13 protein-coding genes are annotated in these 15,027 nt (G+C 43.7%); 8 read left to right on the forward strand and 5 right to left on the reverse strand.

The window, feature by feature from the left end:
• Positions 1 to 135: 135 nt before the first annotated feature.
• Both NZ848_RS21240 and gatA read right to left on the reverse strand, forming a co-directional pair.
• Positions 136 to 1,659, reverse strand: coding sequence for a lytic transglycosylase domain-containing protein (locus NZ848_RS21240; protein WP_259017187.1), 1,524 nt, complete (start codon positions 1,657 to 1,659; stop codon positions 136 to 138).
• 270 nt (positions 1,660 to 1,929) lie between these two features.
• Entirely contained in the window at positions 1,930 to 3,354 is a 1,425-nt protein-coding gene (gatA, locus tag NZ848_RS21245; protein WP_259017188.1) for an Asp-tRNA(Asn)/Glu-tRNA(Gln) amidotransferase subunit GatA, read from the reverse strand.
• Between the two features lie 666 nt (positions 3,355 to 4,020).
• Here gatA and NZ848_RS21250 point away from each other — a divergent pair.
• From NZ848_RS21250 to NZ848_RS21260, 3 genes are all read left to right on the forward strand, one after another.
• Positions 4,021 to 4,443 (forward strand): OsmC family protein, encoded by a 423-nt coding sequence (locus NZ848_RS21250; protein WP_259017189.1) that lies wholly within the window; start codon positions 4,021 to 4,023, stop codon positions 4,441 to 4,443.
• Positions 4,444 to 4,517: 74 nt separating this feature from the next.
• Positions 4,518 to 4,871: a TfoX/Sxy family protein gene (locus NZ848_RS21255; RefSeq protein ID WP_259017190.1), complete on the forward strand. Its 354-nt coding sequence runs from the start codon at positions 4,518 to 4,520 to the stop codon at positions 4,869 to 4,871.
• A gap of 2 nt (positions 4,872 to 4,873) precedes the next feature.
• Positions 4,874 to 5,353: a YdeI/OmpD-associated family protein gene (locus tag NZ848_RS21260; RefSeq protein ID WP_259017191.1), complete on the forward strand. Its 480-nt coding sequence runs from the start codon at positions 4,874 to 4,876 to the stop codon at positions 5,351 to 5,353.
• Here the strand turns inward: NZ848_RS21260 and NZ848_RS21265 are convergent.
• On the reverse strand, positions 5,341 to 6,174 hold the full coding sequence (locus NZ848_RS21265; protein ID WP_259017192.1) for a hypothetical protein: 834 nt from the start codon (positions 6,172 to 6,174) through the stop codon (positions 5,341 to 5,343). The two genes, NZ848_RS21260 and NZ848_RS21265, sit on opposite strands and share 13 nt — an antisense overlap.
• Positions 6,175 to 6,545: 371 nt before the next feature.
• On the opposite strand from NZ848_RS21265, the gene NZ848_RS21270 reads away from it, so the two are divergent.
• Both NZ848_RS21270 and NZ848_RS21275 read left to right on the forward strand, forming a co-directional pair.
• Entirely contained in the window at positions 6,546 to 8,810 is a 2,265-nt protein-coding gene (locus NZ848_RS21270) for an acyl-CoA dehydrogenase family protein (RefSeq protein WP_259017193.1), read from the forward strand.
• A gap of 640 nt (positions 8,811 to 9,450) precedes the next feature.
• Positions 9,451 to 10,245 carry a thymidylate synthase gene (locus NZ848_RS21275; RefSeq protein ID WP_259017194.1) on the forward strand — a complete coding sequence of 265 codons (795 nt, stop codon included), beginning with the start codon at positions 9,451 to 9,453 and terminating at the stop codon, positions 10,243 to 10,245.
• A 126-nt stretch (positions 10,246 to 10,371) separates the two neighbouring features.
• On the opposite strand, the gene NZ848_RS21280 is transcribed toward NZ848_RS21275, so the two are convergent.
• Positions 10,372 to 10,764 (reverse strand): DUF2141 domain-containing protein, encoded by a 393-nt coding sequence (locus NZ848_RS21280; RefSeq protein ID WP_259017195.1) that lies wholly within the window; start codon positions 10,762 to 10,764, stop codon positions 10,372 to 10,374.
• A gap of 140 nt (positions 10,765 to 10,904) precedes the next feature.
• On the opposite strand from NZ848_RS21280, the gene NZ848_RS21285 reads away from it, so the two are divergent.
• From NZ848_RS21285 to NZ848_RS21295, 3 genes are all read left to right on the forward strand, one after another.
• Positions 10,905 to 12,620, forward strand: coding sequence for a DNA polymerase/3'-5' exonuclease PolX (locus tag NZ848_RS21285; protein ID WP_259017196.1), 1,716 nt, complete (start codon positions 10,905 to 10,907; stop codon positions 12,618 to 12,620).
• A 98-nt stretch (positions 12,621 to 12,718) separates the two neighbouring features.
• On the forward strand, positions 12,719 to 13,138 hold the full coding sequence (locus NZ848_RS21290; protein ID WP_259017197.1) for a VOC family protein: 420 nt from the start codon (positions 12,719 to 12,721) through the stop codon (positions 13,136 to 13,138).
• 86 nt (positions 13,139 to 13,224) lie between these two features.
• Positions 13,225 to 14,202 carry a hypothetical protein gene (locus NZ848_RS21295; RefSeq protein WP_259017198.1) on the forward strand — a complete coding sequence of 326 codons (978 nt, stop codon included), beginning with the start codon at positions 13,225 to 13,227 and terminating at the stop codon, positions 14,200 to 14,202.
• A gap of 84 nt (positions 14,203 to 14,286) precedes the next feature.
• On the opposite strand, the gene NZ848_RS21300 is transcribed toward NZ848_RS21295, so the two are convergent.
• Positions 14,287 to 14,871, reverse strand: coding sequence for an REP-associated tyrosine transposase (locus NZ848_RS21300; RefSeq protein WP_259017199.1), 585 nt, complete (start codon positions 14,869 to 14,871; stop codon positions 14,287 to 14,289).
• Positions 14,872 to 15,027: the final 156 nt, after the last annotated feature.

Genomic DNA, 15,027 nt, shown 5'->3' on the forward strand with positions numbered 1-15,027 from the left:
ATCAACAATGCCAAGTAAAAATCCGAACTTATAAAAAAAGAATCCAATTGAAAACTCCCAATTGGATTCCGTAAATTAGTTTTTTAAATCTAAATAAGTGTATCGCTTATTTAGGACTAGACAGTATTAGCCCAATCAGCTTATTTTAAGTTTTTGTCCGGCTTTTACGCTGTTAGAGCGTAATCCGTTCAATTTTTTAAGCTTTTCTATCGAAATGCCACCATAACGTTGTGATATCTTCCAGAGGGTGTCTCCTCTTTGCACCACATGATACTTAGGCTTGGTGTTTTCAATATGGTTTTTGGTTTTTCTTTCGTGTTTAACAATGCGTTCCACCTCTGTTACTTCCTCGTTGTCGTCATCCAGAATCACCAGACGTTGGCCAGCAAGTATTTTAGACGACTTCAGGTGATTCCAAACCTTCAGGTCATACATTTCCACATTATACCTGGTGGCTATTCTGTTCAGCACTTCGCCCCGTTTCACTACGTGGTATCTTTTCTTTACTTTCTTTATCTTTCTTACCTCGTCTTCCTGGCGCTCGGGTTTTACGTTTTCTTCTTCTTCACTTTCACTTTCAGCCTGGGCATAGCCGCTGTTGTTGCCCCCTATAATTACCACACCGGGTTCGGTTCTGGCTTCGTTAGACGCCAGCATCGTATTGCCTTGTTTTTTAGATGCCGCCTCCAGAATAGTATTTCGGTTGGCCTCAAAATAAGCATAGCTTTCAGCCGGAATCCTCAGGTCAAGGCCACGGCTCCATGCCGGTACGTGGTCTTTTAGCAGGTGGGGGTTCAATAACTGTATATCATCAAGGCTGATACCGCTGGCATTGCTGAATGCCTCTACATCTACATAGCCGTCTACGGTTATGGTCTGGTATTCTCTTGGCGCCATTCTTAACGAATCATCACCGGCAATGCCATATTCATCGGCATGGTGCATCATGTACATAATGGCAGTAAACTGCGGTACATAAGTGCGGGTGTCGCGGTGCAGGTAGGGGTGAAGCTCCCAGTAGTTAGTAATGTTTCCGGCACGTCTAATGGCCCTTCTCAGGTTACCCGGCCCGGTGTTGTAAGAAGCAAGCACCAGTTCCCAATCGCCAAATATCTTATATAATTGTCTGAAATAACGGCAGGCGGCATCAGTCGATTTCTCAAGGTCCATGCGTTCGTCTACATATTCATCAATTCTCAGGCCATGTTCACGGCCGGTTGGTTTCATAAACTGCCACAAACCTACTGCCTTGGCTCTTGATACCGCCTTCGGATTCAGGGCCGATTCAATCATCGACAAGTACTTCAGCTCGTCGGGCATTTCATATTTAGCCAGATATTTCTCAAAAATCGGGAAATAGAAATCTTTTTTCTCCAGCATTCGCTTTGTAAAACTGGGCTTCTTGTAAATGAAGTATTCTACAAAACTTTGCACTGTGGCGTTGTACTCCAAAGGAATAGTCTTCTGCATTTTCTGAAAGCCCTCGCGTACCTTTCTGGCATCGGCGCTTGGTATAAAGGCTTCTACAGGTTGCTCTTTGAGCGTGTCTTCAGACGATACCAATGTGGCTTCTTTTGGAATTACAGACTGGGCTTGAACGGTAAATGAGGCACAGCCAATAAAGCTCGCAATGACGAGGCACTTCTTGAGTAATGTCATAATTTCAATATCTTTTTACTACGGGATTTCAGCTTTTGTAATGGCACTAAGAAAGCAATGTTTGTCAAAAATAGAACACAACCGCTTGTTTGTCAAGGAATTGTAAAACTTTTTTTGATATTTTCAAATTTTTCTGAAAAAACAATAAGCATTTAGAAGCCGGTTTGAGGCAACTTTTATACCTTGAAACAACCATCGGGGTTTTCCGAAAACCTTGAAAAACAGTTGTTTTAAGCCAGGCGCAGGGCTGTTCAAACCGCTTTCAGGGGCTTACTGTTGCTGCAAAAATTTAGCGAAGGCCAGCATTTCACTTTCTTCAAAATTTTTGCCAAGCACCTGTATTCCAATCGGCAGGCCGTCTGAACTCTGTCCGTTCGGAATCGAAACGCACGGATTCCCGATTACATTGGCCTGTACCGTAAAAATATCGGCCAGAAACATCTGCAATTGGTCTTCCGATTTTTCACCTATTTTAAAGGGCGGCGTTGGGGTAGTGGGCGAAATCAGAAAATCATAAGCCGACAGGATTTTGTCGGTCGACTCTTTTATTAAACGACGAACCCGCTGTGCTTTGGTATAATAGGCGTCATAATAATCTGCACTTAATACAAAAGTGCCTAATATAATGCGCTTCCGAACCTCAGCCCCGAAGCCTGCTGCACGTGTTTTTTTGTAGAGACTTTCCAGATTGTCAACTTTGCTGCCTGCCCGGAAGCCATATTTCACGCCATCAAAACGCGACAGGTTCGAGCTGGCCTCGGCAGTTGTCAGTATATAATAAGTAGGTAGCAGATATTTTAGCAATGGGTAGTCTACAGCCTCTACCACATGGCCCTGGTCTTTTAACCAGTTTATGGTGTCAAAAGTTCGTTGTTTAACGTCTTCGTCCAGCCCTTCGCTTTCCAGCGCCTCACGCATGTAGGCAATGCGGTAGTGTTTTTTGGGGCTTAGTTGCTTGGTAAAAGCGGGCACAGGGCGGCTGGATACGGTGCTGTCGTACTCGTCTGCTCCGGCAATAATTTCAAGCAGAAGCGCGGCATCGTCTACATCTCTGGTAATGGGCCCCACGCAGTCGAATGACGACGCATACGCAATCAGTCCCCAGCGGGAAACCCGCGAGTAGGTAGGTTTTATACCAATAACGCCGCAGAAAGCAGCCGGCTGACGAACAGAACCGCCCGTGTCTGAACCCAGCGAAGCCAGGCACATATCGGCCTGTACTGCCACCGCCGATGCCCCCGACGAGCCACCCGGCACACGGGTAGGGTCGGCATAGTTGCGTACCGGGCCAAACGCCGAGTTTTCGTTCGACGACCCCATCGCAAATTCGTCGCAGTTCTGGCGGCCTATAATAATTACGTCTTCGTCTATTACCCTTTGTACAGCCGTTGCCGTAAACTGCGACTCAAAGCCGTCCAGAATCCTGCTGGCTGCCTGTAAACCGTGGTCCTGGTAGGCCAGCACATCTTTTACGCCTATTACCATTCCGGCCAGCCTGCCGGCGGTGTTGTTTTTTATTTTTTCGTCTACCTCAGCGGCTTTTTTTAATGCCTCGCCGGCATACACTTCCAAAAAAACATTCAGATTTTTATTTTCCTCAATTCGTTCCAGATAATATTTCACCAACGCTACACAAGACGTCTCCTGTTTTCTGATTGCCTCCTGAATTTCTCTCAGTGAATTGTATTTCGCCATTTTATCGGTTTTTCTTTAAAAATCTGTTTTATTTGTTACTGAATTGGCAGTGCCTTGGTGTGCCATAACCAGTTTAAAATGGCTATGTGCCGTTTGAAACTGCAATTTCTTAAAAAACTTCCAGAATTAAAACCAAGTAATTGCCGAATATCGATTGCAGATTGTCGAATTGACTCTTTAAGGCGAACTTTCAGTACGTCGCAATCAGGAAACTTCGTATAAGGATTTATTGTTTTCGTATATATAAAATAATTGATTTATATTTTTGAAAATCCGATTGCTAGAAAATTTTGCCACGATGTACACAAAGTAGCTCAATGTTACACAATTTATTTTTACCACGGAGGTACGCCAAGTTTGGCACAGAGTTGCACAGAGTAAGGAGTATAATAGGAAATCTGTAGAAAAAAGAATAACAACTAAAGATTAATAGACCGCTAGCATCATTTCCTGTTTGAGCACGATTAAAAATCAAACAAAAAAAACGGATTAAAAGAAATGAAATATCAGATTTTTAATTGTGCGAGTTAAATGATGCCTGCTTTTTGCGTTACTTTTTTCAGGCAAAAAAGTAACAACCCATAAACGATAAGTAAAGCAGTTTAATTTATAAACAAATCGCTGGATTATCCAGCTAAGAGAAGAGCACTACAACAAAATAATAATATGAAAGTAGAATTAGTAAGAGTGGATGATGCCTTTCATTTTGAGGCAACAGGCGTTTCGGGAGTAACCAACCACATTGATGCCAACGTGGAGATAGGCGGGCATAACGCCGGTGCCAGACCCATGGAGCTGCTGCTGATGGGCCTGGGTGGTTGCACTGCCATTGATGTAATACTGGTACTTAAAAAACAACGCCAGATAATTGAAGACCTGCGGATAAGTGTAGAAGGCGAGCGTACTCAGATAGAAGGTACAGAAATGAAGCCTTTCAGAAAAATTAATATTCATTACGCATTTAAGGGAACCATTGACACAGAGAAGATAGAAAGAGCCATCAAGTTATCAATGGAGAAATATTGCTCGGCCACAGCGCAGTTATCGCCCACTGCCGAAATAACGCATTCTTATTCTTTGAATGAGTAAGGTAAAACAGTAAACTTGTGTAGAGAGAGGGCATTGCCTTCTCTCTGCAATTTACCAATAATTCTTTTTCGCCCATGCCCTACAACGAAGCCTTTCTGAACAGAATCAGAGATATTCTTACAGAAAAACAGGTGAGTTTTACTGAAAAAACCATGTTCAGCGGGGTTTGTATCATGGTCGACGACAAGATGTGCTGTGCCACGCATACCAATAAAAAGACTGGTGAAGACGTGGTGCTCTGCCGCCTGAGCCCCGAAGATTTTGCCACAGCCATAGAAAACCCCGATTGCCTGCCGATGGACTTTAGCGGTAAGGCCATGAAGGGCTACGTGTACGTAACCGAGCGGGGTATCAGAACCCGAAAAGACCTTGAACACTGGCTGCAGCTTTGCCTCAATTACAACCCTTTGGCTAAAAAATCTAAATAGCAATGGAAAAACCGCTGATTGACCAGGAGTATCGCCTCGAAAAAATGGACGCCCCCGGTGGGTGGACATACGTTGAAATAAAAGAAATGGATGCCCCACGCAAAGGGCCTTTCGGCTGGGTGCGGGTAAGGGGTTCGGTTGACGGCTATGAGATACGCGGCTATAACCTGATGCCCATAGGGCAGGGGAGGCTGTTTTTTCCGGTAAAGGCTGAAATCAGAAAGAAAATCAAAAAACAACTCGGCGACACCGTAAGGGTTATTTTATATGCCGACAACCTGCCGACAGATGTGCCGGAAGAACTGGCCGACTGCCTGAAAGACGAACCCGGCCTGTATGAAAAATTCATGGCGTATTCTGAAGGTGAAAAAAAAGGTTTTATTGAGTGGATTTACTCTGCCAAAACCGACGAAACCCGGGCGGCAAGAATCGTAAAAACCATTGAAAAAGTGGCCAGCGGGCAGAAGTATCACCAGCAATAATGCCGGGGGCTGCCAATGCAACCTTGTTTACAGGCGCTGAATTCAAAAACAACCGTTCGGGCATCAGCCCATGCCTGCCGGCAGTCAAAATCTATTAACCTGCATTTTTTTCTTGTTTCTGCCGATTGCTGCTCAATTATGCGCCTTTGCGCTTCATCAACATCGCTGCCATGCCACAGGCTTAAAAGCATGGTAAAATTATCCGGCTCAAAGCGCAAGTCAATCCATAATTCGGCTGGCGGTATTTCAAAATCTGTGGTACTCCATAATTCCTGAATCATTTTCAGTAAAATAATCTCCTGCTCGGGCCGTAGTGCAAACACCCGCCCTACCACCGTCATGCGGGTGTCGGTCAGGGTTGTATTCCTGATTTTATCCAGTTCATGTCTGATACCCGCCGTAAGGCTTTCAGCCGGGGCGGCAGCCTCTTCCAGTCGTCTCATCAGATTGCGCAGTTCCTGAATCGTCTGGGTTATCAGCCGGTTGGTATTCGTAAAAAGAAGAATGTGTTCATCGCCCGTGGGTTGGTCTTCCTCTGCCATATTGAGGTTAATCTGCGCCACAAAGAGCAGCTGGCAGGGGCTCTCATGCAATTCTTTTCTTAATTGATTCAGAAATTTATTCTGATGTGCCAATCGCTCTAATAATATTGCCTGTACCTGCTGCGCCCGGGTTTCCAGTTTTTCAAGCGTATCTTTCCAGTGTTTTAGCTTAAGCACCAGTAACAGTGCAAAAATCAAGGCAAAACCCGTCAGGTAAACAAGTGTGGCTATATCTATTGTAAGCAGGATTACCTCCCTTTCCTGATTTTGGTCTGCCATGTCAACCTGTTGAAAAATAATAAGTTTTTGCTGCTTTTGGTGAAAATTAGCAGAGCAGTAGAATTGAAAGACAGCATCGGTTGTGGTGTCGGTGCGAGACACTCCTTTAGGTTTTAGGCTGCATACTGTTTACGGGTCAAAGCGTAAGCTAATCTAACAAAAAACTTAGAATAATAAAATAATTTATACAATTATTGCAAAAAAATGATAAAATATTCTTTTTCTCATTAACCAAATAGCGCCAAAAGTTGTTATTGCGTAAAACACCCCGGTTGCCTGTTACCTTTGCTGAAATGGCAAAACCATAAAACCCGTTTGGGGCATTGCAGAAACCGGTATATTTACCCACTATACCACAACAATTGATTTGCATGATGGAGAACAAAAAATTGAAGGCTTTTCTTCCGCTTTTTTACCTGGTCTGGTCAGACGACCTCCTGACCCAAAAAGAATTACAGACACTCAAAGACTTTATAGACAACCAGCCCTGGCTTACAGCAACCGAGCAGCAATACCTGATGGCCCGGCTCAACATAGCCACACCGCCAGGCAGGCAGCAACTGGCCAACTGGAAAACCGAAATTGAAGCAGCCTTGCAGGCATTGCCACAGGCCAGAGATATTTTTGATGTGTCGGTATGGTTGTCGGGTAATGATAAAGACGTGGCCGAACGGGAACCGGCCTTTATAACCCTTGAGCTGAACCTGGGTCTGGCCGGTGAAGAGGCCATCAGCCAGTTTAAAACAGCCGGTAAAACATTTACGTCTATACACCATACCACCCATAGTTTTGATACCCGCAAGCTAACCGAATTGCTCGATGGCAGCTATGCGCCTATCATCAATCGGGTAAAAGGGGTTATCAGCAGGCCTGAATTTGCCTACGAGACCTCAACCGATATTGAGGTGTACCGAGAAAAAGTGCTGCAATGGTGCAAAATACTGGCTGCCGAGAATCTGGGTAATATGGCCTACCCCAAACAATATGGCGGGGGCAACAACATTGCCGACTACTTTGCCATTATGGAAACCCTCAGTTACCATGACCTCAGCCTGGTTATAAAATTCGGCGTGCAGTTTGGGCTTTGGGGCATGAGCGTGTATTCATTAGGTACCGAAAAACACTACAAAAAGTACCTGCAAAAAATAGGTACGCTCGAAATCCCCGGTTGCTTTGCCATGACAGAAACCAATCATGGCTCAAACGTGAAGGGCATTGAAACTACCGCTACTTATAACCACAGCACCCGCAGTTTTACTATACATACGCCGCACCCCAAAGCACAAAAAGAATACATTGGCAACGCCGCCAGACATGGCCGCATGGCCACCGTTTTTGCCAAACTGATTATTGATGGCAAAGATTACGGCGTTAATGCTTTTGTGGTGCCATTGCGCGACGAAGCTGGCAACACCCTAAAGGGCATAACCATTGCCGACTGCGGCCCTAAAATGGGGCTGAACGGTGTAGATAACGGCACCATCAGTTTTGATAACGTGGTGATACCCAAAGACGATATGCTCGACCGCTTCGCTACCGTAAATGAAGATGGTTTGTTTGAAAGCCCGATTCCGAGCGACAACCGCCGGTTCTTTACCATGCTGGGCACGCTGGTCGGCGGGCGAATCGGCATTCCGCGTTCGGCGCTTGCGGCTTCTAAATCGGGGTTAACCATTGCCATCAGATACGGCGACCAACGCAGGCAGTTTGGCCCCGAGGGCGGCTCTGAGGTGCCTATCCTGAACTACCGCATGCACCAGCGCAGGCTGATACCCCTGCTGGCCAAAACATACGCCATGCACTTTGGCCTGCAATACCTTACCCATCGGTTTTTGCATAGAACCGAGGCTGATATGCAGGAGATAGAAGCGCTGGCTGCCGGTATGAAGTCGTACGTAACCTGGAGCACCCGCGATATTTTGCAGGAATGCCGCGAGGCCTGCGGCGGCAAGGGTTATTTGTCTGAAAACCGCATTGATGCCCTGAAAAACGATACCGAAATATATACCACCTTTGAGGGCGACAACACCGTATTGATGCAGCTGGTAGCCAAAAGCCGCCTGGCCGAGTTCAGAAAAACCTTTGAGCAGATGGATAGCATTGGTATGCTTAACTACGTGTATGAGCAAACCAAAACGGTAATAATGCAGAAAAACCCAATGGCTACCCGCAATACCGATGAGGCGCATCTGCTAGACGACACCTTCCATAAAAATGCTTTTGAGTACCGCGAGAAGGTGATTCTGGCATCGGCGGCGCGCCGTATGAAAAAGCTCATTGAAAGCGGGCTTGATGCCTACGATGCCTTTAACGTAGCCCAACACCAGATGCAGGATGTGGCGCGGGCGTATCTGGACAGGCTGATGCTGGAGCAGTTTCAAACGGCTGTAAACGGAGTAGAAGACAAAGGCCTGAAGGCGATTCTGACCAAACTGAAACAGTTATTTGCTTTGTCGGAAATTGAGCATAACAAAGGCTGGTATCTGGAAGAAGGCTACATGGAAGCCGCCAAAACAAAGGCCATCCGCAAGTTGGTAAACCAGTTATGCTGGGATATAAGAACCGATGCCGTACCACTGGTTGAGGCGTTCAATATTCCGGACTCATGCCTGGCCGCGCCCATTGTGGTAGGTTAAGCCTTTATTGTGGCGCGAACAGAATGTTTGCGGCCATGTTTAGTTAGATGAAAATTTGGAGAGCGGCTGTCTTAAAGAGATTTTTGCCAGATAAAATTTTTGTGAATTTCTTTTTAAGACACCCTCTCTCCATAATCACCTGTTAAATCAGCGTTACTTAAATTAACTCTTAGTGCATTTAAGAAGCATACACTAATAGACCTCAAATTAGCACTAATCAAAGATTATTGAATTTAATCAGTTAACCTTTCATTCAAACGGAATCCCGTAGGGATGGTATATCAGTAGACGTAGATTTGGCTTATAGCTGCGTATCCCGTCAGGGATAATATATTTATTTTAGAGTACTTAATATATCGTCCCGATGGGACTTAATACGTGTATCAGCAATATTTTCTACCGATATATCATCCCTACGGGATACCCAATCTTTCAAAAAACGCAGAACCAATCTAAAAGCAATCCTAAACAAGTGCAGATTTATTTCTGCATCAAAGGACTTGAAGATGTTGAACTGAAAGTTTCAATAAAACCCTTTAGAATATTTATTGGCAGCTTAAATTCTCCGATTCAAAATGCACTACGGGTTTAAATTAATAATTTCATTACCTTTGCAAAAATTCTATATAGCCGCAATACCATGAAGCAGTATCAGGACCTACTCAAACATATACTAGAAAACGGAACCAGAAAAACCGATCGTACCGGCACCGGTACCATTAGCGTTTTTGGTTATCAGATGCGGTTTAATCTGCAAGAGGGTTTTCCGTTGGTAACTACCAAAAAAGTACATACGCGGTCTATTATTCATGAGTTGTTGTGGTTTATCAAAGGCGAAACCAACATTGGATACCTGAAAGAAAACGGGGTATCTATCTGGGATGAATGGGCGGACGCCGATGGCAACCTGGGCCCCATTTACGGCAAGCAATGGCGTAGCTGGGCCACCGCCGACGGCAGCAGTATAGACCAGCTGAAAGAGGTAATTAATACCCTTAAAAAATCTCCTGATTCGCGCCGGATTATCGTTTCTGCCTGGAATGTCGGCGAGCTTTCGCAAATGGCTTTAATGCCCTGCCATGCCTTGTTTCAGTTTTATGTGGCCGATAACAAGCTGTCATGCCAGTTATACCAACGCAGTGCCGATGTTTTTCTGGGTGTGCCTTTCAATATTGCTTCTTATGCCTTACTGACCATGATGATAGCGCAGGAGTGCGGGCTGGAAGCACATGAGTTTATCTGGACAGGCGGCGATACCCACATTTACCTGAACCATCTGGAACAGGTTGAACTGCAACTATCGCGCGAGCCACGCAAGCTACCCAAAATGTGGATAAACCCCGAGGTAAAAAGCATTTTCGACTTTAAAATTGAAGATTTCCGCCTGGAAGAATATGACCCATACCCGGCCATTAAAGCGCCTGTAGCCGTATAAAATCAAATATTTTGGTGGGCTATAACAATTTGTTTCTGCCATCTGGCATGGCCTGTGGGCAGAAACAAATCTTTCTGCAAATACCCCGATAGCTTTCTGCATGATACGGCAAAACAAAGCATAGCCTTATTGCAGTACAATTTCAATTGTTTTATCTTCTTTCAGCCAAAACAGGCTTTCTTTAAAATCTGGTGGGCCAAGCACAGCCTTTACGTTGTTCGACATCCCCCAGGGTTCTTTCGGTATGCCTATCAGGTTGGTATCAAGTTTCTGGTTGCCGTTTACGTCATGATACACCCGCACCGAATATTGCCCCGGGCTTAGGCCCAGTATATCTGCCATAGCCAGCTTGTTGCCTATGGGCACCATCATCCGGCTTTGGGGTTGCTGGCGGGCATTTACTACTTCCAGCATCAGTTTTCCCTTTGTGTTTTCAAAACCGCTTACTTTTACTTTTAAAACAGGTTGCTGTGCCAGTGCACTAAGGCTCAGCAACCACAGAAACAGCATTTTTTTCATCAGATTTTCAGAATTTGCTTTTAAACCAGAGCTATATTAACGAATGAAACAAGATAATTACTATCAGTTTCACAATTTATTATTTATTTTGAGTTTCAAAAAATCAGAACAGATACTCTATCCTAATACTACCTACGCGCATGGTTACTAACGAATACATAGTTGAAACACTTGAACTGACCGCAAAGTTAATGGAATTGCACGATGCCGACGAATTTCGGATAAGGGCTTATACCAACGCTGTTTATTACCTCGATAAATTTACCGGAGACCTCGCCGGTATGGACCTTGCCCAACTTACGCAGGTGCAGGGTGTGGGTAAAACCGTGGCAGGCAAAGTGCTTGAGATAGTAACTACCGGAACCCTGAAAGAGTTACAGGATTTGTTGACTAATACCCCCGAGGGCGTGATTGACATGTTCAAAATAAAGGGCATAGGGGTTAAGAAAATAAAAGTTCTATGGAAAGAAGTGGGCATAGACAATATCAATGATTTGCAGATAGCCTGCGAAAACGGCACCCTGGGCAAAGTAAAAGGCTTTGGCGGCAAAACGCAGGATTCTATACTGGAATCAATCGTTTTTTTGCAGAGCCAGGCAGGTAAACTGCGCATGGATAAAGCCCAAGCGCTGGCAGATACCATTGCCGCAGAACTGAAAAAGTATTTCAGCAGGGCAGAGGTTTCCGGGCAGGTGCGCCGTAAAAACGAAATCGTTGATTCATTGCTGTTTCTGGTAACTGACGAAGCGCCCAAAGCGCATGGTTTCTTTGCACATTTGCCTGAAAGTTTTGCTGAAAACCCCCGGATATCGTCGCCATTTACCTGGCGCGGTAAATACCTGGATAACAAAATAGACCTCGAAATCAGGTTTGTGCCTGCCAGCCAGCTAGTGCAAAAACAGTTTATATATTCGGCAGATATCAACCACCTGAAACATAAAAACGAGCAGGGCAAAACCCTGATGCAGATAAGCGCAGCGCAGGGTATCAGCACCGAAGAGGAGATATACGAAAAATACGGCATACCTTACATCATACCCGAAATGCGCGAAGGCGCAGGCGAGTTTGAGTGGATAACCAACCACAAAAACGAAGACCTGATAACCTGGCAGGGCCTGAAAGGTATTTTGCATAACCACTCTACGTACTCAGACGGCCGGCATTCGCTCGAGCAAATGGCGCGCTATTGTCAAGAACTGGGCTTTGAGTACCTCGGCATCGCCGACCACTCGCAGTCGGCGCAGTATGCATCGGGGCTGGGTGTGCATAAAGTAATGCAGCAGCATACCGAAATTGAAGAACTGAACCAAAAACTGAATGCGGGTGGAGGCAAGCCCTTTAAAATTCTGAAAGGTATTGAGTCGGATATTCTGGGAGATGGCTCACTGGATTACCCCGATGAGGTGCTGGCTACTTTTGATTTTGTGGTGGCGTCGGTCCACTCGAACCTGAATATGACAGAAGCACGCGCCACCGAACGCCTCCTGAAAGCCATCGAAAACCCATATACTACTATTCTGGGGCACCCGACGGGCAGGCTGCTGCTTTCAAGGCAAGGATACCCCATTGACTACAAGGTCGTTATCGACAGTTGTGCGGCGAACGGCGTGGTGATAGAAATCAACGCCAGCCCATACCGCCTTGATTTAGACTGGCGCTGGATACAATATGCCCTTGAAAAAGGCGTAATGCTGAGCATCAACCCCGATGCCCACGAAATGGATGGCTACATGGATATGCACTATGGCGTAGCAGTAGCCCGCAAAGGCGGCCTTACTACCGGCATGACGTTCAATGCCCTGAGCCTGGCGGAAATAGAAGCGTTTTTGGCGAAACGGAAAGAAAGGGTAAAATGAAAGTTGATTGGGTTTTTATAAACGCAGCGTCTCGCTGAGTAAAAATAATAAATAAAATTTCTGGAAAATTAAAAGCAGAAGCAGGAAGCATTAAATTTATGCAAAAAACCATCACCTTTCTGATGTTTGTCGGTGAGCAGTACGGTAAAGCCGAAGAGGCCATCAGGTTTTATGTATCCTTATTTAAGCATTCAGCCATTCAGCACATAGAACATTATGAAACCGACGAACCGGGCGGACATAAAGGAAAAGTGAAACACGCCACCTTTACCTTAGCAGGGCAAACCTATATGGCCATAGACAGCAGCTTTGCGCACCAGTTCAGTTTTTCGCCAGCGGTGTCGGTCTATGTCAATTGTGAAACCGAAGAAGAAATAGATGCCCTTTACAGCAGCCTGTCAGAAGGTGGCATGACCATGATGCCCCTGGGTGAGTACCCCTTCAGCAAGAAATTCGCCTTCATTGCCGATAAATTTGGATTGAGTTGGCAGTTGAGTTGGGGTTTGGGGAATAAATGAATCAGTTTGCCCAGCGCAAAATTTTGAAATGTTGCATATTATTTAAAAAAAAAATAGTTTATCACCTAATAAATTAAATATTTCCTATGACTATAAAAGAGGCAATACTAAAAAGTTTAGAAGATATTGGAGGTTTGACAAATTATAATGACATAACAAATCATATTATTTTAAAGAATTATATAGATTTCAGAGATTCTAAAACACCTTCTTCAACGGTTTCAGCACAATTAGGAGATTTTATCAGAATTGGTGATTCGCGAGTAAAAAGAATTAAAAAGTCGGGATCCTATTTATATTATTTAACTAAAAATGAGCAATCAGTTGAAATTGAAATCCTTTCAGGAGACAATAAAGTAGTCCCTGATAAGTTTGAAAATAAAGTAAAAACAAAAGCTTTTCAAGAAAGAGATTTACATAAGCTTTTAAGCAGTTATTTAAAGAATACAGAAATTTATTCTAAAACAATCTTCCACGAACAATCGAATGGAAATGATAATAATCAAATATGGACTCACCCGGATATTGTTGGGATAAAGTTCTTAAATTTAAGAAGCAAGGCAAGTCAAAATTTCATTAAGGCAATTAATAAGGTAGATACATTCAAACTTAGTTCGTATGAAATTAAGAAAGAAATAAATACTGATAGCGAACTAAAAAGAGCTTTTTTTCAGGCAGTTTCGAATTCAAGTTGGGCGAATTATGGATACTTAGTTGTTTTTGAATATAGTGATAGTTTGACTGAAGAAATGGCAAGATTAAATGAATCTTTTGGAATTGGTATAATTAAATTAGAATCAAACCCATATCAAAGCCGAGTTCTATTTACAGCCCGATACCACGATTTAGATTTTAAAACGATTGATAAACTTTGTAAAATAAATAGTGAATTTGAAAAATTTATAGAGCAGGCTGAAAAACTCTTGACAGCAGAGGAAAGATATTATAAGTCGACAGAAAAAGAACTTGATGAATTTTGTGATAAATATTTCATTAATGATTCTGAAATTTATGAATATTGCCTAGATAGACGCATACCAATTGAAAAGCCAAAAGAAGAATAGAGCCAACACCAGTTTGGCTCAATTTCAATTGAGTCAGTGTGTCTGCCGTTCTTAGAACGGCATTCAGCAAACAAGCAATCTGTTTTAAAAATACATCGTCTGCCTGCTACCATCTATAAACCTTGGGCCGAAATACTCAATTTCAATTAATCCGCCTTTGTCAATAAAATTACTTGCCGAAGAGTAAAGGTAGTCTTCCGGTGTAGCTACAATACCTGCTCTTACCGGGTTCTCATGTATGTAATCAACTTTCTGAAAGAAAAACTTGTCAGTAAATATTTCTACGGCGTGGTTTTCATGCGTCCAGAATTGCAATGTTTTCATATTTGATTTACTTCTTGCTGCAAATTCAAATCGTTTCATTAACCAATCTCTTCTGCTTTCAGGTTCAGTTTCAATAGCTTTTAAAATCCTGGATGCCGTAAACTTTTTTATATCTCTCACTAAATCAGACAATCTACCGTCTTTTGAAGCCGCTATCAGATGAACATGGTTCGACATCACAACATACGCATATAACCAAAGACCTTTTTCTTTCTGACAATACCTGAAACTATCAAGCAGAATATCTCTGTAAACTTGTCTGGTAAAAACATCCACCCAGTCCACAACCTGAAAAGTCAGATAATGAATGGCAGATTGATTAGCAATTTGATAGCCCAGGCTCATTTTTAAATTTTGTTTATTAAAATCATACAAAGCAAAGAGGCTGTCTAAAAAGGTCTAAAAATAGGAATCCCCGGTCAAAAAAGACGCGGGGATTTTTCTTTGTTCCTCTAAAAAGTGTTATCTTAGAGGTGCAACACAAAGAGAAGATGAAGATAC

Source organism: Emticicia fluvialis, assembly GCF_024793945.1.
GTDB lineage: Bacteria > Bacteroidota > Bacteroidia > Cytophagales > Spirosomataceae > Emticicia > Emticicia fluvialis.

Excerpts from the sequence above, each read along its gene's own strand:
- NZ848_RS21240 (WP_259017187.1), bottom strand. The coding sequence starts at position 1,659 with ATGACATTACTCAAGAAGTGCCTCGTCATTGCGAGCTTTATTGGCTGT.
- gatA (WP_259017188.1), bottom strand. The coding sequence starts at position 3,354 with ATGGCGAAATACAATTCACTGAGAGAAATTCAGGAGGCAATCAGAAAA.
- NZ848_RS21250 (WP_259017189.1), top strand. The coding sequence starts at position 4,021 with ATGAAAGTAGAATTAGTAAGAGTGGATGATGCCTTTCATTTTGAGGCA.
- NZ848_RS21255 (WP_259017190.1), top strand. The coding sequence starts at position 4,518 with ATGCCCTACAACGAAGCCTTTCTGAACAGAATCAGAGATATTCTTACA.
- NZ848_RS21260 (WP_259017191.1), top strand. The coding sequence starts at position 4,874 with ATGGAAAAACCGCTGATTGACCAGGAGTATCGCCTCGAAAAAATGGAC.
- NZ848_RS21265 (WP_259017192.1), bottom strand. The coding sequence starts at position 6,174 with ATGGCAGACCAAAATCAGGAAAGGGAGGTAATCCTGCTTACAATAGAT.
- NZ848_RS21270 (WP_259017193.1), top strand. The coding sequence starts at position 6,546 with ATGATGGAGAACAAAAAATTGAAGGCTTTTCTTCCGCTTTTTTACCTG.
- NZ848_RS21275 (WP_259017194.1), top strand. The coding sequence starts at position 9,451 with ATGAAGCAGTATCAGGACCTACTCAAACATATACTAGAAAACGGAACC.
- NZ848_RS21280 (WP_259017195.1), bottom strand. The coding sequence starts at position 10,764 with ATGAAAAAAATGCTGTTTCTGTGGTTGCTGAGCCTTAGTGCACTGGCA.
- NZ848_RS21285 (WP_259017196.1), top strand. The coding sequence starts at position 10,905 with ATGGTTACTAACGAATACATAGTTGAAACACTTGAACTGACCGCAAAG.
- NZ848_RS21290 (WP_259017197.1), top strand. The coding sequence starts at position 12,719 with ATGCAAAAAACCATCACCTTTCTGATGTTTGTCGGTGAGCAGTACGGT.
- NZ848_RS21295 (WP_259017198.1), top strand. The coding sequence starts at position 13,225 with ATGACTATAAAAGAGGCAATACTAAAAAGTTTAGAAGATATTGGAGGT.
- NZ848_RS21300 (WP_259017199.1), bottom strand. The coding sequence starts at position 14,871 with ATGAGCCTGGGCTATCAAATTGCTAATCAATCTGCCATTCATTATCTG.